This window comes from Kitasatospora sp. NPDC059795 (assembly GCF_042732175.1).
Lineage (GTDB): Bacteria > Actinomycetota > Actinomycetes > Streptomycetales > Streptomycetaceae > Kitasatospora.
The window spans coordinates 99,728-119,784 of sequence record NZ_JBHWID010000020.1; the positions used below are offsets into that span (position 1 = coordinate 99,728).

18 protein-coding genes are annotated in these 20,057 nt (G+C 71.1%); 13 read left to right on the top strand and 5 right to left on the bottom strand.

All coding sequences use genetic code 11. From position 1 onward, the window contains the following. Window positions 1-33 precede the first annotated feature (33 nt). From ACFV4P_RS31275 to ACFV4P_RS31330, 12 genes are all read left to right on the top strand, one after another. Window positions 34-513, top strand: coding sequence for a hypothetical protein (locus ACFV4P_RS31275; protein WP_380476846.1), 480 nt, complete (start codon window positions 34-36; stop codon window positions 511-513). A gap of 30 nt (window positions 514-543) precedes the next feature. Further along, window positions 544-1,473 (top strand): DUF4259 domain-containing protein, encoded by a 930-nt coding sequence (locus tag ACFV4P_RS31280; protein WP_380476847.1) that lies wholly within the window; start codon window positions 544-546, stop codon window positions 1,471-1,473. A 258-nt stretch (window positions 1,474-1,731) separates the two neighbouring features. Next, the gene (locus ACFV4P_RS31285; RefSeq protein WP_380476848.1) at window positions 1,732-2,406 is read left to right on the top strand and encodes a hypothetical protein; all 675 of its coding nucleotides are present in this window, start codon (window positions 1,732-1,734) and stop codon (window positions 2,404-2,406) included. A 199-nt stretch (window positions 2,407-2,605) separates the two neighbouring features. Further along, the gene (locus tag ACFV4P_RS31290; protein WP_380476849.1) at window positions 2,606-3,619 is read left to right on the top strand and encodes a hypothetical protein; all 1,014 of its coding nucleotides are present in this window, start codon (window positions 2,606-2,608) and stop codon (window positions 3,617-3,619) included. Further along, the gene (locus tag ACFV4P_RS31295) at window positions 3,616-5,103 is read left to right on the top strand and encodes a hypothetical protein (protein WP_380476850.1); all 1,488 of its coding nucleotides are present in this window, start codon (window positions 3,616-3,618) and stop codon (window positions 5,101-5,103) included. Before ACFV4P_RS31290 ends, ACFV4P_RS31295 begins: the two co-directional genes overlap by 4 nt. Beyond that, complete coding sequence (locus ACFV4P_RS31300; RefSeq protein WP_380476851.1) at window positions 5,100-5,999, top strand: DUF317 domain-containing protein; 900 nt, start codon at window positions 5,100-5,102, stop codon at window positions 5,997-5,999. Before ACFV4P_RS31295 ends, ACFV4P_RS31300 begins: the two co-directional genes overlap by 4 nt. 33 nt (window positions 6,000-6,032) lie before the next feature. Further along, window positions 6,033-7,328 carry a DUF6884 domain-containing protein gene (locus tag ACFV4P_RS31305; RefSeq protein ID WP_380476852.1) on the top strand — a complete coding sequence of 432 codons (1,296 nt, stop codon included), beginning with the start codon at window positions 6,033-6,035 and terminating at the stop codon, window positions 7,326-7,328. A 215-nt stretch (window positions 7,329-7,543) separates the two neighbouring features. Next, a complete protein-coding gene (locus ACFV4P_RS31310; RefSeq protein ID WP_380476853.1) occupies window positions 7,544-7,759 on the top strand; it encodes a hypothetical protein in 216 nt (71 codons plus the stop codon). A 547-nt stretch (window positions 7,760-8,306) separates the two neighbouring features. Then, window positions 8,307-9,461, top strand: coding sequence for an AAA family ATPase (locus ACFV4P_RS31315; RefSeq protein ID WP_380476872.1), 1,155 nt, complete (start codon window positions 8,307-8,309; stop codon window positions 9,459-9,461). Continuing rightward, window positions 9,458-11,257 carry a hypothetical protein gene (locus tag ACFV4P_RS31320; protein ID WP_380476854.1) on the top strand — a complete coding sequence of 600 codons (1,800 nt, stop codon included), beginning with the start codon at window positions 9,458-9,460 and terminating at the stop codon, window positions 11,255-11,257. Before ACFV4P_RS31315 ends, ACFV4P_RS31320 begins: the two co-directional genes overlap by 4 nt. A 150-nt stretch (window positions 11,258-11,407) precedes the next feature. After that, a complete protein-coding gene (locus ACFV4P_RS31325) occupies window positions 11,408-11,812 on the top strand; it encodes a hypothetical protein (RefSeq protein ID WP_380476855.1) in 405 nt (134 codons plus the stop codon). A gap of 171 nt (window positions 11,813-11,983) precedes the next feature. Beyond that, complete coding sequence (locus ACFV4P_RS31330; RefSeq protein ID WP_380476856.1) at window positions 11,984-12,376, top strand: hypothetical protein; 393 nt, start codon at window positions 11,984-11,986, stop codon at window positions 12,374-12,376. Between the two features lie 186 nt (window positions 12,377-12,562). Here the strand turns inward: ACFV4P_RS31330 and ACFV4P_RS31335 are convergent, their stop codons facing one another. Further along, window positions 12,563-12,862 (bottom strand): hypothetical protein, encoded by a 300-nt coding sequence (locus ACFV4P_RS31335; protein WP_380476857.1) that lies wholly within the window; start codon window positions 12,860-12,862, stop codon window positions 12,563-12,565. Window positions 12,863-13,589: 727 nt separating this feature from the next. On the opposite strand from ACFV4P_RS31335, the gene ACFV4P_RS31340 reads away from it, so the two are divergent. Then, a complete protein-coding gene (locus ACFV4P_RS31340; protein ID WP_380476858.1) occupies window positions 13,590-16,247 on the top strand; it encodes a hypothetical protein in 2,658 nt (885 codons plus the stop codon). Between the two features lie 7 nt (window positions 16,248-16,254). Here ACFV4P_RS31340 and ACFV4P_RS31345 read toward each other — a convergent pair whose 3' ends face one another. The 4 genes from ACFV4P_RS31345 to ACFV4P_RS31360 all read right to left on the bottom strand — a co-directional run bounded on the left by ACFV4P_RS31345 (window position 16,255) and on the right by ACFV4P_RS31360 (window position 19,946). Then, window positions 16,255-16,491 carry a hypothetical protein gene (locus ACFV4P_RS31345; protein WP_380476859.1) on the bottom strand — a complete coding sequence of 79 codons (237 nt, stop codon included), beginning with the start codon at window positions 16,489-16,491 and terminating at the stop codon, window positions 16,255-16,257. Window positions 16,492-16,648: 157 nt separating this feature from the next. Next, a complete protein-coding gene (locus ACFV4P_RS31350) occupies window positions 16,649-17,446 on the bottom strand; it encodes a restriction endonuclease (protein WP_380476860.1) in 798 nt (265 codons plus the stop codon). A gap of 346 nt (window positions 17,447-17,792) precedes the next feature. Next, the gene (locus ACFV4P_RS31355) at window positions 17,793-19,529 is read right to left on the bottom strand and encodes a relaxase/mobilization nuclease domain-containing protein (RefSeq protein WP_380476861.1); all 1,737 of its coding nucleotides are present in this window, start codon (window positions 19,527-19,529) and stop codon (window positions 17,793-17,795) included. Between the two features lie 3 nt (window positions 19,530-19,532). Then, on the bottom strand, window positions 19,533-19,946 hold the full coding sequence (locus tag ACFV4P_RS31360) for a plasmid mobilization protein (RefSeq protein ID WP_380476862.1): 414 nt from the start codon (window positions 19,944-19,946) through the stop codon (window positions 19,533-19,535). Window positions 19,947-20,057 lie beyond the last annotated feature (111 nt).

The following is a 20,057-nucleotide window of genomic DNA, read 5'->3' on the forward strand; positions in this document are numbered from 1 at the left end:
ATCGACCTGGGCACCCGCCTGGTATGCACCCGCTTGCAGGTCGAACACCCGAGCCGGCTGCCCGGCTACAACACCGCCACCGCCCACGGTGCCCTCGCCGACCAAATCGCCTCCCAGGCTCGCCGCCTGGACCACGTCCAGACCCGCATTGTGCAGCTGGCCACGGCTCTGCAGAAGGACCTGCAGCGCATCGTCGACGGCCGCGACGCCGACGAGCCGACCATCAACGGCATCCTCCACCGAACCGCCCCGGGCGTTGACCTTGACCTGCTGGCCGCCCGTCGCACCGAACTCCACCGCTCCCTGACCTCCCTGATCGAGGTCTACGAGACCCTCCCGCCGTTCACCGCCGCAGACCGGGCCAAGCGAGCTGCCACAGCCGTGCAGACCCGCTCCACCGCCATCGCTGCCCGCACCGAGAGCCGCGCCGCAGCGGCGGCAACACCCAGCGTGCCGCCCGGCACCGCGACGGCGGCACCACCGCCCATTGCCCAATCCCACCCGCCCCGCTGATCGAAGCCAACGCACCGAGGAGCAACACTCTTGGGAACCTGGGGCACAGGCCCGTTCGACAGCGACCACGCCGGAGAGTTTGGGCACGAGGTCCAACTCGCCCGATCGGAGCGCCGATTCGCGGTCATCGAGGAGCGGCTGACGCGCTTCATCGCCGAAGCCGAACCCGACTGCCTTCTCCAGGGCGAGGCCGTCGCGGCCGCGGCCCTGGTCGCCTCTCAGTGCGCCGGCGGTCCGTCCAGCACCGCTCCGTACTGGCCCCGGAAGAAGATCCCGGAACTGCCGGCCCATCTGCGCCCGCTGGCCGCCACCGCTCTCGACAAGGTGCTGGCCGACGTGCAGGCCGCCATGGACGCCTGGTGCGAGCGCGGCCTCGGCGAGGAGTGGCTGGAGGGGGTCGAGGCCCTCCGCGTGGTCCTCGACCCGGACACCCCGTACACGGTGGGCTACACGCCTCCGCCGCCGCTGCCCACCGAGGTCGGCACCCGCATGGTTCACCTGACGCTCGGTGTCGACCGAATCCGCGCGTTGCCCGGCGGTGGCAGTACCGGGCCGCTGGGCCTGCTCGTCCGACAGATCAACCGGGCCGCTGTCCGGCTGGACGAGGCCCAGAAGGACGTCCAGAACGCCGAGGAGTACTCGCTGAAGGAAGTGGACGTCTTCCGGCAGCGGCTCCGGAACGTTCCCGAGGACGGCAGGAGCGAGTTCCGCCTGGGCGACGTCCCGGCCATCACCGCCCCCGGCACGCTGGGGCCGGCCCTGGCTGTACGGGCTGAGCGCCATGCCCACCTGCAGGGCCTGATCGACCTCTACCAGTTGCTGTCCGTGCCGCCGCCCATCCATGTTCGTGCCGCAGCCGCGCAGACCCGCATCACCACCCTCGCCTCCCGCGCCGCGGGCAGTCCTACGGCGGCGACTGCGCCGCGGAGCACGCCGCCCGGAACCACCCGGCGGCGCTGATCGAGGCCCGGCACAGCACGTACTTCCCCGGACGGACGCCGCCTCCGCCCGCGGCCGCGACTGCGCTGACACGGTGCCGCCCGCCCCGACCCTTCCATCACCGCCGCCCGAGTACCGCCCTCACCTCGATCACCCGACCTGACCGGAGTCCCGCCCATTCGCCCCGTCCCCTCTTTCGTCCCCGTCTTCGACTTCCGCGTCGACGACCTCGAACCGGGCACCGCCGCCAGCGCGCACGCCGACGCCAAGCTCGGTGCCATGGACCTCGACGCGATGTCGGAGCAGCACCGCGCCGACGGTGACTTGAGCAGCTCTTACTACGTCCTCTACAACTGCGCGCACATGCACAACGACGTGCCGGGCCTGCCCGCCATGGTCGCCGTCCGTGTGGAGCGCGACCGCGCGGCAGGCACGTTCGAGGTGGACAGCGCCTGGCATCCCCTGGCCGCCCTGTCCGAGGGCTGGCTGGTCCAGCGCGGTGCCGATCCGGCGGCCTTCGCCCGCCACGGCGCGATCCTGCCCGCGGACCAGGAGACCGAGCGCATCGAGGCGCTGCTGCGGAACTCCGGGGACAAGCGGTTCACCCTCCACGACGACTACAGCTTCGACAGCGAGCCCTACGACATCTGGGTCATCGCCTCGGACGTCTCCGCCGCCGACCCCGCGCGGCCGGTGCGGGTCTTCCACGACCGCCGCCAGATCGATGCCGACACCTACACCCTGCGCGAGGGGCACTTCGCCAGCGTCGAGGACGCCCGGGCGTGGACGACCGACCTCGACACCCCGCTCCCGCCGGCCGCCCCCTCGCCCTCCGCTCGTGCGGCGGCTGCCCTGTTCGGCACCTCCGCCGCAGCCGCCGGGTGGGCCCGCGCTGTCAGCAACCCGCCCCCCGGCGCATGGCCGCCGAGCACCGGACGGGCCCCGGCCCGCTGACCTCCCCGCGCCCACCCGCGCTCGGACCGCCGGCGACCGGCCTCGCTCCCCGCCCAACCGGAGAGGAACCCTCGACCATCACCACGGCCCTCCATGCCCGACCGCTCCACCTGGCCGGCCCCGTCCGCCCGAATCCGGTGCTCCCACTCGCCCTGCCGTCATCCGTACCGGCGGCAATCACAGCGGGGAGCCGCCGACGGTGACCGGCACCACTTCCACGATCAGCCCCGACGAGCGGGCCCGGACGCTGCTGCAGTTCTGCCAGGACCTTGCCGCCCGCCTGCCGGGCACCTGGTCCGCAGGCACCACCGACATCGGCACCGGCACCGCCAGGTCCGATCTGCACGAGAAGCTGTGGGACACCGCCGTCGCCTATGCGGCGCTCATAGAAGTCGCCTACCAGCACGCGGGCATCGTCAAGGACAACGGACTGCGGGCACTGGTCGTCCTACCCCGCCCGCGCCCCCACGCCGGCCAGTACGCCATCGCGCCCCTGGTGCCCGCCGCCCTCGGCACCGCCTACGACTTCGAGGACCTCAGCCTGCACGGCATCACTGTCGGAGCCGACCCCGTCCGGGCCGCCTCCGCCGTCCGCATCCGGCTGCTGCCCCGCTACGGCGACGCCCTGCGCACCGTGCTGTCGAGGGAGATCGCCCCGAGCACGCCCAGAGGGGCCGAGACGGCCGACGGCGCCGCTGCTCCCGAAACCGACCCGGAGCCCGCGTACCTTGCCGACGGCCGCCACTGGCAGAGCGAACCGCGCGACGCCCAGGTGCTGCGCGACGCCGTCCGTGCCCTGCTGCTCGCCGCCGAGTCGCGCTTCGACGAGGAGTTGACGGGCGCCTCGGACGTCCTGGCGGGCGGCGGCGAGTACATCTGCGACCGCGACGGCCTCGACGCGGACCTCGCGCCGATCATCGAGTCCGCCGCACTCACCATGGTGCTGGATGTCGCCGGACTGCGCGTGCGCTCGCTCCTGGACCCGGCACTGCCCGGCCGACTGGAGCAGTTGGAGTCCTGGCCGGAGCAGCAGCAGCGCGCCGTGTTCCATGGCGCTGCCCAGCTCCTCGTCCCCCGCCCCGCCGACCGGCCCGGTGCCGCGCGCATCCGTTCCACCGCCTCCCCGGCGGCAGTGATCCGCTTCTCCACCGGACCGCGGCTGTCCGCCGCCGCCCCGCCGGCCGCCCACCTGCCGGCCCGACAGACCCTGTGAAGGAACCCGCTCTGCCCACCGCCCCACACCTGCTCGTCCGACCGCTGCACCTCGCCGGCCCCGGCCCCGGCAGCGAGGACATCGTCTCCGACCTCGTCGACCACTTCGGCTGGAGTCGGCCCCGGAACACCTACGACGGCCCGATACTTGTCTGCCCCAGGCGGATGGCGCGGCTGGCACGGCGCTTCGACTCGTCCGGTTGGGCAGCCGACATCTCGGACCCGACCGGGACACGCGACCTCTGGTCGGTCAGCTTCGACGACGCCGCCCCCGGCGAGATCACCGCCACCGTCCTGTCCGCCCTCGCACACCGGCTGGAGTACGCGCCCTGGGACGCCTACTACCCGGCGCCCGGTTGGGACGGTGCCCTCGCGGCGTTGCGCGAAGGCGAGTGGACGCTCGGCCAGCGCGACGGCCACGACGTCCTGCTCGCCCCCGACCGCCTGACCGCCTTCACCCGCTCCCTGCACGACGAGAGCGCCCCCACCGTGCTCACCGGCGCCGCCGCCCACGGCACCTGGGCCGTCACCTTCAGCCCGCACACCCCAGCCTTCCTGCTGCACAGCGCCGCGGCCGCCCTGCTGCGCCCGGCGGTGCGCTCGGCGGCCGAGGTGCCCGATGCCCACCGGGAGAGGATGTCCGTCGAACCGCTCCCGCCTCTGCCGAGGCCCCGCGCCCTGGTTTCTCCCCGCTACCTGGCCGGCCCCGCGGCCCGAGGGCCGCTGCCTCCGCGCCCCTCGGACCTGTGGCGCTTCACCGAGCCCGGCCAGGTGGAGAGCTCCTGCGGGCGGGCACGCGTGGTGGGAAGCCCGGAGGACGGCCTGCGGGTGATCGCGAGACCGAATCGCCTCGATTTCAACTCGGAGTGGACCGCACGCTTCACCCCGAACATGCCCTCCGAGATCACCGACGCCTGGCTGGAGCACCTGACCGACTCGGTGGCCGCCGACATCGACCTTGGTACCGAGTACACGTTCACCTCGGACGAGGGCATGACTCTGGGCGAGGCCGTCGAACCGCTCACCTCGGCCGGATGGAGCGCGCACTCCGACGCCACCGTCCTGCGCCTGGTCGCGCCCGGCGGCTACGCGAGCGCAAGCATCCCGCACGGCCAGGACTTCCCGCGGACCACGACCGCCGACGCGCTCGCCGGCCGCCTCCGATGGGGCGCGGACTTCCACGCCACGAGCGCCCCCGGGCACTGGAACGCCCACCTCTCCAGCCGCACCCCGCCGCACCTCGTCCGCGCCCTGGCCCTGGTGCTCACCGACCCGGCCCCGGTCCCTCGCGACGGCGACCGGATCCCGAGGCAGCTCCTCGGCTCCGTACGCCTCGCGACCGCCGCCCCGGAGCTGTCCCCGGCCGCCGCGGCTTCGCGCATCCGCGGCCTGACAGCCACGTCGGCATCCAACCCCACCCCGGCCGACTCCAGCCGGCCACCGAAGTCCGCCGACCGGCTCGCGCCCGCCGCCCGCACCCGGTGATCCCTCCTCCTGCCACCCACCACTGGAGAACCCCTCTGCCCACCAGCTTCCGCGACCTGATCGAGCGCCAGGACTGGGCCGAGCCGTCCAAGGCGGTGACCGTCGGCCCCCGTCACTTCATCAGCGCGGTCCCGGACAGCGAACGCCTCGTCGCCGAGTTCCTCACCGACCGCGGTTGGCAGCGGCCCCGCGACGACCGGCTCACCCGGCCCTGCGGCCGCCTCGGCGTCCACCTGCCACGAGGCCCCAACCCCGAGTGGACCGTGTGGGGAGCCCAGCACCGCGGCGCCCAGGTCGCCTGGACCCTCACCGTTCAACCGTGGCTCCCCACCGAGCTGTTGGCCGCCACCATCACCGAGGCGGAAGCCGTTCTGGAGGAGGCCCCGCCGCAGGAACGCGAACCCTTCGTCCGCGGCGTGCTGGCCCTCGGGCTGATCCCCCTGGCCCGGGCCGGCTGGACGGACGACGTCCACCCGCGCGGATCCGTCTCCTTCCGTCCCCCCGGCGGCTTCGCAAACGCCGTCGTCGCGGTTCCCTCCAGCCTGCGCGAGCTACGCGGAAAGCCTGCCGCGACCGTCTCCTCCTACGGCCCCAACAGCTACTGGGACGCCAAGTTCAGCGCCGGCACCCCCTCGCGCGTCCTTGCCGCGTTCAGCCGCGAACTCGCCGACCCCGAGCCCCTGCTGCGCAACGCCGACCACATCCGGCAGCTGTCGCCCACGCACAAGCACATCACCATCCGCTCCCTCACCGACAAGGACGAGGAGAGCCTGTCGCCCGCGGCGCTGGCGGCCCGCAGCAGAAGCAACGCCCCCACCCCGGCCTCCGCTCCGGCTCCCCCCACCCCGCCCGCCGACCCGGCACCCGCCACCCCCTCGCCCACCGCCAGCCGGTAGACCACCCGAGACACACCCCGCGAACGGACCCCCATGCCCGACCCCACCGACCCCGTCGAAGCCGTCGCCACCGCCGCCCGCGGGATCAAGCAGGCCATCGACGACTGGGACGCGGTCAACGACTCCTACGTCGACGACAACGGCACCGTCGTGGACACCCGCGGATACGAAACAGGCATCGTCGAACGCGATCTCGCCGCCTGGAAGCACTTCAGCACCGTCCTGGAACACGGAGCCCCCTTTCTGCTCCTGACCAAGGACACGCCCCGCGTCAAGCACGCCCACACCACCCTCGTCAAAACCCTCTCCACCGCCTACAGCACCCTCCACAAGATGATCGACTCCCCGCAGACCGGCGACCACCCACTACGGGAGGAAGCCGCAGCCGAGATCTGGCACGAGATGTCCAGCTGGGCCGAGCACGCGCCCACCGTCATCGACGCCCACCGGAGCGCCGAAGCGGACCACACAGCGGTCGCGCCGCCGAGACCCACACGACCGGACCGGTCCCGACCCGTGCGCGCCGCCGTCGAACAGCTCCCCACCACCGCGCACGACGCCGTCCTCGCCGCCGCGTCCCAGCCCGATCACCTCTTCGAGAAGCGCCCGCACCCGCGCACCCTCGACCTGCTGACCGACCGCGGGATGGCCTGGGTCCGCCCGCTCCCCGACGGCCACCAGGTCACCCGCGACCACCAGTTCGCGCTCGCCGTCCACCTCACCGAAGCCGGCCGCCAGTACGCGCTGCGCCACGGCGTCCACGCGCCCCGCCGCCGGGCGGTCATCGTCTCCTGCGGCTCCCGCAAGGCCACCCCCGCGCCCGATGCCACCACCGTCCCGGCGGGAGACCTCTACACCGGCACCTACCACCAGGCCCTTCGCCGCACCGCCGAAGCCCTCACCGGCGACTGGGGAACTGTCTACATCCTCTCCGCCCAAGCAGGGCTCGTCCGCACCGACCGCCTCCTCACCCCGTACAACCTCCGCATCACCGACGCGACCGCCGTCACCAGCGAGCAACTGCGCACGGACGCAGCCTCGTTCGACCTCGACCACGCCGACGTCATCTTCCTCGGCGGCGCCAAGTACGCCCAGGCCCTGCGCCCGGCCGTCCCACACTTCACGCTGCCCCTCGCCGGCACCCGCGGCATCGGCGAGCAGCTGCAGCTGCTCGCGGCCCTTCGCGATCCCGAGACAGGGCAGGACCGAAGAACCGCCTGCTGGGCACAGGCCGAACGCCGGCGGGCGGGCGAGACCGAACGGACGCCGCCGACCGCCGGCTGCGCCACCCCGACCGCCCCGAGCACGCCGAACCGGCGTTCCCGCTGACCTCTTCCTGGTCCATCTCTTCGCCGGCCGCCCAAGCCCCCACCCCTCGGACCGAACAACACGGAGAAATCCTGACCTCGAATCCTCTCGACTCCGTTGCCATCGTCAAGGCCGGCGCCGCGCCACTGCACGAACTCGCCGACCGCCTCACCACCGCCGACACCGATCAGCTCGACGAGGAGGCGGCGCCAGCAGAACCCACCGTCCAGCCGTTCGTGAGGATCCGGCACACCAACACCGGCGAGATCACCACCACCGGCTACAACATCGCCGCCCGGCGGATCCTGCTCCAGACCGGCTTCGACGAGACTCCTGGCTGCGCCTGCCCAGCGGCGGAAACCAGCACGGACCGGAGGCACGAGCCTGTTCGGCAGCCAGCGAGCTGCCCGCCAGCCATCCCGTGCGCCTGGACCGAGCCCTCGGCCGACTGATGAGCGTCGACGGCACGCCCCTGCCGGGCACACCCGTACAGACCAGCGACAAGACCCCCCACATCGAGGCCGCCCGCACCGCCCGGCCCAACAGAGCGCCCGGAGCTGGACGAACCGGCCCAGGCAGGCCCATGAGCGGGCCGACCTCGCCCCCGGTCCCGCTGATCCTCCCGCCCCTGTACCTCCGACGGCCGTCTCTGCCCGCTTCGGTGACCGGCAGGAGCACCCTGGGCCGGTTCGAACCCGCCAGCAGCCTCACCGTGACCCCGCTGGTCGCCGACCGCCCGTTGGAACTCGCCAGCGCCGGTACTCCACCCGTACGCGGCGACCACCTCGTCACCGCGTACGGGTGGCAGCGCGACCCGGCCAGCACCCGAGGCAGCCCCGCTCGTCAACCACAGTCCACGGTTCGCCCCGAGAGCGGCCTGCCGTCCCCGCGCCGTGCCATCCCCGCCCCCCGCCACCCCGTTGGAGGAACTTCGCATTGACCACACCCGGACCGCCCGTCAAACCAGACCCCGCCAGGCCCGGCGAGCTGCGGGCCAAGATCGCCTGCCTGCTGGCCGACCGGCCGGCGGACGCGCTCACCACCGGGGAGATATCCAAGGCGCTCGGCCACTCCAGCGGCGCCGTCGTGCAAGCGGTCGAGACCCTGGTGAAACGCGGCGAGGCCGACCGGGTAGGCGCCGGGAAGCAGTTCCGCGCGAACTCGCTGACCGCCGCAGCCGGGCGGACCCCGGTGATCAGTCCGCCGGGCACCCACTCTCCCCGCGCCGCCGCGGCCACGGCCCGCACGACCGCCCCCGCCCCCGCCCCGAGCACGCCCAACCCGGGCGGCCCGATCCGCCGCGCGGGTGGCCAGCTCTACCACCCCCGGGAGCTGGCCGACCTGCCCGACGTCGAGGCGCTGAATCGTCTACGGGACGCCGACGTGCCGGTGCTGCTCTACGGCCCCCCGGGCACCGGCAAGACCTCGCTGGTGGAGGCCGCGTTCCCCGACCTGCTCACGGTCGCGGGCGACGGCGACACCACGGTCGGCGACCTGATCGGCGAGTACACGCAGGACGACGCGGGAGCCTACGTCTTCCAGTACGGTCCGCTGGTCACCGCGATGACCGAGGGCCGCGCCCTGCTGATCGACGACGCCACCCTGATCTCGCCCAAAGTGTTGGCCGCGCTCTACCCGGCCATGGACGGGCGCCGCCAGATCCAGGTCAAGGCCCACAAGGGCGAGACGATCAAGGCCGAGAAGGGCTTCTTCGTGCTGGCGGGCCACAATCCCGGCGTGCACGGCGCGGTTCTGACGGAGGCGCTGTCGTCCCGATTCAGCGTGCAGATCCAGGTCGGCACGGACTACGACCTGGCCCTGGCGCTGCGGATCGATGCCCGGGTGGTCCGGATCGCCCGAAACCTGGCCCGCCAGGTCGAACTCGGCGAACTGGGCTGGGCCCCCCAGCTGCGGGAGCTGATCAGCTACCAGAAGATCGAGGCCGTCCTCGGTACCCGGGCCGCGCTCGCGAACCTGGTCGGCGTCGCGCCCATCGAGGACCGCGACGCCGTCGCCGACGCCGTCAGCAAGATCACCGGTGTCAGGCAGGTCGCGCCCCTCACCCTCGGCAAGCAGCTCTCCGCCGCGACCGCGTCGGCCGCCCGGCCGCCCCTGGGCAGCACCAGTTCCGCGCACCGGGGCCGCCAGCGGTGAGCGCCCACCACCACGTCCAGCCCTCCGCCACCACGCCCGACGACGACGCCGACCTCGCACGCTGGGACGACGACGGCGCCCCGCCCGCACCGCCCCGTTCCTCCCCGGCCGCGTGGCTGCGGGTGGGAGCCGAACTCGGCGATCGGTTGGTCGCCCTGTCCGGCCGTCAGGACCTGCTCGTCACCTGCCGCCCCGGCACTCGCAGCGGCGCACCGGCCGTCTTCTACCCCGCTCTGGCGGAGATCGAGTTCGACTCCGGCCTGTTCGCCCCCCTCCAACCCCACGAGATCCACCCGCGGATCGTGGGCGACGAGGACCGTTATCCCGCCGCCTGGGGAGCGCTCGTCCACGAGGCCGCCCACGCGGCCCACTCCGTATGGACGGAGCCGGCCGACGCAGACCCCCGTGTCGTCCAGGCCGCGCTCCTGCTTGAGGAGAGTCGCGCCGAGGGCGCCCACCTGACCAGGCGACCCACCGATCGCACATACCTGCGCAGCACTGTCCGGACCCTGGTCATGCCCGACATCGCCAACCCCCAGGTCCAGGGCATCGAGCACGCCGCCGGCCTCGCGGCCCTGATCCTCGGCCGCCGGGACGCCGGCATCCTGGACGCCGGCGAGACCAAAGCCGTCGCCGACCTGTGCGAAAAGGTCCTGAGCACCGACCTGCTGGCCACCCTCACCAGCATCTGGACCGCGGCCCACCAGTGCGCCGACCACGACGCCACCACCATGCTCGCGCACGCTCAGGACTGGTGCGACGCCCTGGGAACCGCGGCCCCTGCCCGATCCGTGCCGGAGGACCTCACCGATCTGCTGTCCGCCGCCGCAGGGGCCGTCATGGACAGCATGGACGCCAACGACGCCGCCGACCTCGCGGCACAAGCCGCCGCGAACAACGCCGGCGCCGCGCGGTCCAGGGCACAGGCCCAGGACCGCGCCCAGCAGGCCGACCAGCGCCGCAAAGCCGCCGCCACCGCCAAGTCGGTCTTCAACCCCCGCAGTACCACCGTCAGCCCCAACGGCACACCAAGGCCCTCCAGCAACCCCGTCACCGGCGCCCGCCGACCCACCGCCGACGAGCAGACCGCCGCCGCACGCCTGAGCCGCGCCCTTCGCGCCGCCGCCTACCGCGAACGCACCGAAGAACGGACCACCAGCCCCACCCCGCCCGGCCGCCTCAACATGCGCCAGGCCCTCGCCCGCGACGCCCAGCGCGCCGCCGGATCGACACCCACAGCGGAACCGTTCACCCACACCCGCCGCCGCAACTCCCCCACCCCGCCACTGCGAGTCGGCATCGCCGTCGACGTCTCCAGCTCCATGAGCGCCGCCTGCAAACCCGTCGCATCCGCCGCCTGGATCGTGGCCCGCGCAGCAGCCCTGACCGACCCCGACTCCCGCACCGCCACCATCGCCTACGACATGAACCTGACCGCACTGACCCGCCCCACCCACCGGGCACCGGACCGCGTGACGACGTTCCAAGCCAACGGCGGAAGCCACAACCTCGGCCACGCCATCGACGCACTCGACCACGGCCTCGAACTCAGCCGCCCCGGCACCGGCCGCCTCCTCGTGATCGTCACCGACGCCCGTTACACCAACGACGAAACCGCCAACGCCATCACCCGCATCAAACGCCTCACCACCGCCGGCTGCGCCGTACTCCAGCTCACCCTCACCGAGGGATCCCGCCACCTGCCGGGGACCACCCTGCTCCACCTGCCCCGGCCCTCCAGCGCTCCCGCAGCCATCGCCAAGGCCGCCACCGACGCCATCCGCAGGACACTCTGAGGCGCCGACGGAGGCGTTGGGCTTGGGTGCGGCAGACCTCGTCACCAGGTGCGCCGGTCTCCCTCCCCGGATGGAGGCTAGCCAGCCCGCGGTCCCCTTCCCCAGCCAGGCCGGCAACCCTCCGCCTTGCCGCCCCGCTGGCACAACCCTGTGTCTCAGACGAACTACCAGTTCTCCGAAGGGAAAAGGCAGTTCGCCTTCGGCAGACAGACCCACCCGCTCCACCACTACGCAATCCCGGACACACCGAGCAAACATGGACCCCTTCCCGCCCATCGACGAAGGGATCCACCCATCACCTCCCCACGCACCCGCTCCACCCTCCGAACCCTGCTCCGCCGTATCGAGATCGCAGGATGGCTGGTCGGCTTCGCCGCGATCGTCCTTGCGAATCAGGCCGTGCTGCTGTGGAACTCCCACGCCCTGCTGGCCGTGAGCGCCGCCCTCGAATCCGCCCAACTCGCGATCATTTGTGGGCTGTTGTGGTCGATGCCTCCGCTGGTCGCGGAAATCTCCGCTCCCCGTATCCCGCAGCAGCGGCGCCCATCGGTGTGACCCGGCCGCCGGGTCCACCACCCGGAACTCGTCACGGCAGGACCGGCAGTCCTTCGCTGTTCGGCACGCGCCGTCCGGCGCCGCACCGAAGCCCGAGCGGTACCCGTGCCGACTGCCGGTCCTGCCCCAGGCCGACACATCCGCCCGACCGTGCCCGCGAAGGGAACTCCCTTGGCCAAGATCTCCGAAGACCGGCTTCTCCTGCGTGCCGCAGCAGTCGCCACGTTCCCCGCGACGGCGCTCGGCAACGCGGACGCCATCTACGCCGTTCTCACACACCAAAACGCCAGAGTCGCAGTCGACTTCATCCTCGTCACGGTAGCGGTGTGCTGCCTGCGCTCCGTCTCCCTCGTCCTCGACACCGACGCCGACCGAGCGGTACTTCGCCAACTCGCCCACACCGGCGAGAACGACCTCGACGGGATCGCCTCCGACACCGGACTGCGGCCGGCGACCGTGAAGCTCGCCCTCGCCCGCCTCTGCTCCGCCGGCGAAGTCATCGACAGCGGAACTCCGGACCGCCCGATCTACCGCACTGTCGGCTGGGCACGCGCCGCAGAGTGACGGCCGGCGCCCGCCCCCGCCGTCGGTGGCGCCGAAACGCGTAGGGCCCGCAGCGCTCGCGGTGCGGGCCCTACGCGTTTGTCGCCTTTGAGGTGGTGTCGACGCACGGTCCGCCGGTGGAACCCGGACCGCCCGTCGGCGTTCGGCGGGCAGCAGCTGCTTCGGGAGCTGCTGCCCGAACTCCCGCTACCCGAAGTAGGTGTAGGCGAAGAGTCCGTCGAAGCCGAGGCCGCGGTACATCTCCTCCATGCTGGCCCATTCCCTGTCGGGGCCCGGCTGGCGGGTGTCGGCGACCTCCTCGGTGCCCAGGTCGGGCTCCTGCCACTCGTAGGTGCAGCGGCAGCGGACGAAGACGATCGGGGCGATCTGGATCAGGAGCCAGTCGCGCTCGGCAGCGCAGGACTGGCAGGTGATCAGGGTTCCGCGTGGGGTGAGCGGCGTGGGGTGAGGGACGGCCAGGACGACGTTTGGCTCCGGCTCCGGCATGGGCTCGGGAGCCTGTCCGAAGCGGAAGTTGGTGAATCGGGAAGTCTGGGGGTCGCGGCCATCAGGAGTGTTCAAGGAGCCCCTCTCGCATGGTGTACGAGACTAAATGCCCAAATATGGGCAGTTAGTTCCTTGATGTCAGAATCTCTTGGTGTGGGGTGGATCACGCCCCCTCATCAGCACGTGCGCCGAAACCCACCCACCCCGGCCCGGGCCGACCGCTCGGCCGCAAGGACCAGCGACCCGCCGCCCGCTACGAGGTCGGAGAGTCCTGGCCACCGGCGAGGCGTACGCCTGGCCCGCCCACCACAAGAAGGGCACCAAACCCCGACGAACCGCTACTGTGCTGCCGCTGCGGCAAACAAGCTCCATGACAGTGTCGGGCCCATTGGTAGTCAACTGGCGGAATTTGACGTGCAGTTGTCACCACGCCAGTACGGTTGGTGACCAGCGAGCCGTTTGTATGCCAGGCTGATGTTCCGGACACTGGCGTGCTGCGGCATGGGTGTCGGGGGGACACGTGGACGCGGATCAGGGGACCGGTAGCGCGACTGGCGCTGCGGATTCCGGGCAAGTACAGCTTGGACGTCGCAGGGCCTGGCGGCGCGGTGCGCGGCTGCTCCGCTCCCGGCGTGGGCTCCTGGCTGTTCTCGCACTGGTCCTGGTGCTGCTTGGCGGGCTGATGACCGCTCTTGTCTGGCCACAGCAACCGCAGACACCTCGCCAGATGGCCGCCGCAGCAGCGAAGAGTCTGCGCAGCTGGCCAGGCGTCAACTACTCAGGGACGGTCGTCGACGGTGGCGGTGTGGTCACGCGCGTGCGCGTTACGGTGACCAGGGATGGTACGGCGTACGGGACGCTGAGCCGCGAATTCGGTGCACTGGCGGAGATCGCCGTGGCTCCCGGGCGCACGCTGCTGCGTGGAAACAGGCAGTGGTGGCTCGGCGAGCGGCCGGGTAGCGCTGACTCGCTGGCGGACCTGTGGATCGCAGATCCGCCGCAGGGTGTGATGGGCATGGCCCCCGTGTCACAGCTCACCCCCGCCGCAGTGGCCGACGTCACCTTCCCGGCCAGCGCGGACGCATGGGCGCAAGCCGGAGTCGCGCCGGTGAACGGCCGCCCGGCGTTGGCGCTGACCAACGGGACGCAGCAAATCCTGGTGAGCGCCTCGGCTCCGCACCGACTGCTGTCGATCGGTGTGCCTCTTGGCGCACTGCCAAGCCCTGGCCTCACCGGCACCACCACGTCGTCCGCGCCCGGCACCACGCCGGCGCTCGCATCGCTCACGTCATTCGGCGCCGGGCATCCGAGCATCGCCTTGGCGGTGACGGCCGGACCGGGCGGCACCGAGGTGCCTGCCGCCGTGTCGGCCGCCGTCAGCGAGGCCACCGACGCGCAGGTCCAGGACACGGGCGATGCGGTGAAGCAACTCGGAGAGGCGCAGGTCGGACCCGCAAAGCTGGCCGACATCGCCAAGGCCCAGCCGGCCGTCACCCTTCGCCTCTCGGATCTCTCCGGAAACCCGTGCACCACGCCGACATGCTCGGTGATGGTGACGGCCGACAACGCCGGACCTGGTACAGCCAAGGGCCGGTTGCTGGTGACCGTCGCAGGCCAGACTCCGCTGGACACAGCCGTCTCGGTAGGGGCCGGCTCCAGCCTTCCGTACGTGGCGACCGCGACCAACACCGCGCCGGCCGACACCACGATCTACGAGACGTGGCTTGCGGTCCTGTACGACGCCGCGATCATGGGCGATGATCCGGAGCTCGTCAAGCGCGTTGCCGACCGCGGGTTCAGCGTCAACACTCCAGCCGTGGCGGACCAGCCCAACGGCAAGGCTGTGCTGCAGGTGCTGGAAGCCATGACCCCTGACATCGGCCCGAGCACCAGTGCGCAGAGCCGGGCCGAACGCGTCAAGGACGTCACCAGCATCGTGTCCAGCCTCATCCAGCACCGGGCCTTCGCGCCGTTCTACGAAATGGCCATCGGAACTGACAACCTGTCGGTCGCGGCTCCGACCGGTATCCGTGAAATGAGAGACACCGCAGCCCAGCTGTCGTCCCCTGGGCAACTCCGGGTGCTGCAGCATGCGGCGAACCTCACGACCGCCGGCCACAAGATCACATGGAATACCACCTACCACCCGCCCGGCTCGGCCAAGGGCTACAAGGCGAACATCCTGGACCTGACGACTCAGCAGGCCATCCAGGAAGTGACAGTCGACGGCGGCACGAACGAGGTGCAGGATCGGTTCAGGGCGCTGGTGAAGGAGTTCCAGAACAAAAGCACCACTGTTGCCCCACCTGACTTCGCCAAGGTCGCCTGGCTCAACGTCGCGCCGAATGCGACCACCCCGATGGTGGGGATGCCCCGCGATGCCCTCCTGAACGAGCTGCGCAAGCTGGACCTCCACCGGCTCTGCGCTCCCGATGGGGGGCCGGTCGTCGACCATGTGGTGATCACCAACTACCCGCCCGACCAGGCAGGTGCTCCTGAGCCGACGACGAACGTGTTCACGTGCGCGGATCTGCAGCTCGGGGCTGCCAACGACCTGCGGAAGCAGATCCTCAACGAGCAGACCTGGAAAGCGGAGAACGACCCGGGCTGGCTCAACAAGTACTACGAGTCCGACGGCACCCGGAGAAGCGTCAATAACACCGAGCACGGCTTCCCGCTGCCTGTCATGAGCGTGAGTAACCGGAACACCTTCACGCCCAAGAGCGCACTCCCGGCCGGGCCTGCTCCGGTTCGGGTCAATCCCCTACCTTATGACCGGACCACGGCCAACCCTGAGCAGCTCACCCGCCTCGACCAGGCCGCTTTGAACCGCAACCGGTCCGTGGCCCTCACGAACGCCGCCGCCGCCTACGAGTTGGACCGGAGCGTGGAGAATCTGCGGGCGCTCACCACGGCGCAGAAGGAGTACCGCGCCGTTCTCGGTGACCAGTCCAACAACACGGGGATTGCGGCGCAGTTCGGCGAGGACGCAGCGAGGTACCACGTCATTCCACGGGCGTTTCCGGACTTCAAGTGGACCGAGCTGCCGAAGACACCCAACAACGCCAACATGTTCGACCAGTTGTACGAGCGGGCGGACGGCAGCTTCGTCATCGTCGAGGCGAAGGCCCCCAACGGCAAGCTGTCGCCACGCCTGGGTGCCGGTGAGGCACTGGGTCTGGAGGTCCAGCAGGGCACCAAGGGGTATGTTCAGACGATCATCGCCTTGATGGCGGAGCGCGCGAAGCTCGTTCCCGAGGATGGCCGGCTGGCGGGACTCCTGGCCAAGGCCCTCGAAGACGGGAAGCTCGAGTACGTCCTGGTCACCGCACACGAGAACCCGGGGCGCTATGAAGGGGCCACGTTGGAGCACTTCAAGATCTGACCTTGGCTCAGCCGTTGGGCAGATCCACCATGCGGTGGTACTCCGGCTCGAACCGAACCACCGCTGTTCCCGCCTTCGGCCAGCCCTTGGCGGCGATCAGGTCGACCTCGGCACCGCGCTCCGGAGCGGTGCCCGCGATGTTCGGCCGGTGAACGAGGATCACCGCGCCCGCGCGGGCGGCCAGGCCGGCCTTGAAGTGACTCCCGGAAGCGTGACAGTTCAGCGAACGGCTCGCACTTGACACCCTGCTCCACCAAACTCACCAGCACGGCCTTCGCGTTGAGTCCTACATCTCTTGGTCGAGTGCCAGGATCACGCGAAGGCCGTACCGCCGTCCCGGAAACACCCGGACCAGTGATCACCGGGCTCACCTGTTCGAGGCCGGACGTTAAACGACAAGCTCAGTCCCAGCTGGCGAGGGAGGCGGGCACCTTGCCCTGCAGCCAACCCTTGAGGTCTGGACCGTCCAGCAAGGTGATAGCCGCCTTCTCCGCGTAGTCCCACGCGGGTTCTGTGAAGCCTGTGAGGGCGACTACCAACACGTCATCGGCTCCGTGGAGTTGCCGAGCCGTCCCGCCGACCTTGGTCACCTCCGAGAAGCTCACCTTGCTCGTCCAGTGCTTGCACTGCACGACGAGCCTTCGACCGGCGGCAGTCACCGCGATCACGTCCGCACCGCGGTCATTGGCCTTGCCGTTCTCCTGCACGATGCTGCAGCCTGACAGGTGCAGCAGATCCGCGATCAGGTGCTCGAACTGGGTGTGGTGGAGACTGCGGACGTCCGCGAACGATCTGATGGTCAGCGGGAGGAAAGCACGGGGCGTGGCCGGGCGGGCCTGCAACCACAGGTCGTCGGCGCGGCACAGGGTCGCATCGTTGGCTTCGGTGACGACCGCGTAGTCGGAGTCAGAGGCTGAGTGCAGTTCGCGCAACGACAGCGGCCCCAATACGCCGACCGCTCGGACCGTCCGCCAGCTTGCATCCGGCCGGAAAACAAGTTCGCCCCGCCGCAGGTTGCGGGTGGGTATGAGCTGCTCTTCAACTCGCACGAAACCCCAGGTGCAGCGGGCAGCAACGTTGTGGACCGTGCCTGTCCAGCCGCCAGCAAGTCTGTGTTGGGAACCATCAGCACTGCTGCCGGTCAGCCTCACCGGCCTGCCGCAATACAGGCATTGGTCCCAATCCTGGCTGTTTCCCACGAATCTGTCCCCTGGCTGCTGAGACATGGATGCTACTGGGCACCGCTGACAAGCGGGCCTGGCTACAGCTGGGGAGCCGATACGGCTCGCTCCCTGGCGGGGCGGGTGTGGGCCACCCCTCAGCCCGGCGTGAGTGGGAGCGCGGGCCGGGCTGTCACGGCAGTCAGCGCCGAACAGCGCCTGGCGGGAGGCGGTCGTGCGGACGGTGTAGCTGGATCACGTTCGTCGGTGGTGGCCTCCCTGGTCTCCTGCTGGGCCGAGATGACAGAGTCCCTCGGAACAAAGTGTTCCGAGGGGCTGGAGATCAGCCGGTGGCGTCGGCTCGGGCGTGTGCTGGGTGGTCGTGTCAGCGATGACGCGATGTGCCGGTGTCGGCGGTCTGGGCGGGTAGTGCGGCGGTTGGGGGAGGAGTGCGAGTTCGGCCGGGCGAGGTGTCGCGTGTGCGTGTTGTTGGGACAGTTGGTGGTTCGGTGGACAGGTGTCGTACGCGCCAGACCATGACGGCGGTGACGGAGTCGGCGGTGCCCAGCTCCCGCCAGGCGCGGGCTCGCTCCAGCAGGGCTTGCGGGTCGTGTCCGGCCGCTTCGGCGTCGGCCAGGGCTGCGGCGAGCGCGTCGAACTCCGGTTCGGCCAGCAGCCGTTCGGCGTCGCCGGGGGCAGCTCGGCGGAGGGCCTGTTCCTGGCGCTCGCGCACCGCCTTCGGGAGTTGCCGGCCTCGCTGGCGAAGCGTGGCGAGCGGCCGGGCGGCGGCTTGGCGGTAGGCAGCGCGAAGGTGGTCGGCGGTGGCGCGGGCGGCGGCGGCTTGCTGGCGGTGTCCGTGCTCGGCGTGCCAGCGGCTGCCAGCGATCACCAGCAGCAGGAGTGCTGCGAGCAGAGTGGCTGCCGCGGTGGCGTCCGGGGCCCTGTTGGTGGTGTAGCCGCCGGCCAGGATCCTGCGGGCAGCCGAGCGGACCTCAAAGTTCTCTCCGTGGGCGGCCCGGATATGCGAGCGGGATGCTCTCTCGTACGCCCGGGCTGCCGCGAGCAGTTGGGCCTTCTGCGCGGGCAGCGCGGTGCCGGCGAGGGCGTCCAGCACCTCGCCGGTGTCGGCGATCACCGCGGAGGCGGCCTCGTCGTCCTCCCCGTCCAACAGGTCGATCGCGGAGTCGACCGCCACGGAGGCGGCGTAGCGCGCCCGGGCCGGGGCGGAGTGGCGCTCACCAGCACGACCGGCGACTGGGCGCTGGAGGTCGTCGTCGGTGCGTGCGTCCAGCGGAACGGCCAGCCGTTGGCGGATCTTCGGCAAGGTCAGGTCCGGTGCCAGCCGGTATCCAGCGAAGTACACCGGTTGGCCATTGGAGTCGCGCTCGCCCAGGATGGCGACGCCGTAGCCGAGGGTGTCGCCGGACGGGCCGATCTTCCGGCTGACCAGCACACCGGCCTTCTCCAGACGGGCGAAGAACTCAGCTTCGTCCGCCGCGCCCGCCAGGGCCTGGCGGACGGTGTCGCGCAGCAGCTGGCGGCTGGTGTCCCGGCCGAGCCGGGCGGCCTTGTGCTTCTCCCGGTTGGTCGGCTGCGGCGCCGCGGTGCCGTCGCCCGGGTTGAGTTGGCGAAGCCCCCACTCCTTCTCGATCTTGCGGCACTCCGTCTGGGCGCCCAAGTAGTCGTTCTCGATGTCGGCCTTCCGCAGGTCGCCGCGCACGATGGTCGCGACGATGTGGATGTGGTCCTGGGCGTGTCGCACCGCCACCCAGCGGCAACTGTCCGGATCGCCGTCGGTCGCGATGCCGACTGCGGCAACGACCCTGCGTGCGGCCTCGGACCACTCCTCGGTGCTCAGCGGCCGGTCTTCGGGGGAGGTTCGCAGCGAGCAGTGCCAGACATGCTTCTTAAGAGCGCGACGGGAGCCGCGCTGGTCGACGCGCATGTCCAAGGCGGACTGCAACTGTTTGATGCTTGAAGCGGGATCGCGGCCCGGGTCGGGGGCGAAGCCGTCCCAGGACGCGATCAGGTGCGGGTCGGTGTGCTCGTCGCGGCGGCCCGGACCGTAGAGGTAGGCGAGCAATCCGTATGTCCGCGAGCCTCGCACGATGTTCGGCACCACGGTCTACTTCTCCTTCGCGATCTCCGCCGAGGCGACGTCGATCGCGGCGATGGTGCTGCGGACCGCAGCCAGGGTGGCGACCAGGTCGGCGGGGTTCGGCAGGCCACCGCTGTTGAGCTCTCGGGCAATCTGGTTCAAGTTGTTGCCGCAGCGGGCGACTTGGTGGCGGGCGACGGCGAGTTCGTCGAGCGCGCGGTCGCGGCGGTCTTCGGAGTCTGCGACGGTGAGGTTGCGGGCGGAGTTGAGGCTGCTCGTCGCGATGAAGCGCGCGACAGTCAACGCGTGCTCGGCGGCTGCGCGTTGGATCTCAGCTTCTTCGTCGGCGCTGAATCGCACGGTGAGCTTGCGCTGGCGCTGCTCGGGCTCGTGGTAGCGGCGGCGCGGGCGGCGTACGACGCTCTCGGCGTCGGCGTTCATCGGTGCTCTTCCTGTCAGTTCCTGCCTCCGGAGCCCCCTGCCTCCGGAGCCCCCTGCCTCCGGAGCCCCCTGGCTCCGGAGGTGCGGATTCGGGACCGAGCGCCCCCGCTC

Excerpts from the sequence above, each read along its gene's own strand:
- ACFV4P_RS31340 (WP_380476858.1), top strand. The coding sequence starts at position 13,590 with ATGGCCGCCGCAGCAGCGAAGAGTCTGCGCAGCTGGCCAGGCGTCAAC.
- ACFV4P_RS31305 (WP_380476852.1), top strand. The coding sequence starts at position 6,033 with ATGCCCGACCCCACCGACCCCGTCGAAGCCGTCGCCACCGCCGCCCGC.
- ACFV4P_RS31335 (WP_380476857.1), bottom strand. The coding sequence starts at position 12,862 with ATGCCGGAGCCGGAGCCAAACGTCGTCCTGGCCGTCCCTCACCCCACG.
- ACFV4P_RS31360 (WP_380476862.1), bottom strand. The coding sequence starts at position 19,946 with ATGAACGCCGACGCCGAGAGCGTCGTACGCCGCCCGCGCCGCCGCTAC.
- ACFV4P_RS31285 (WP_380476848.1), top strand. The coding sequence starts at position 1,732 with ATGGACCTCGACGCGATGTCGGAGCAGCACCGCGCCGACGGTGACTTG.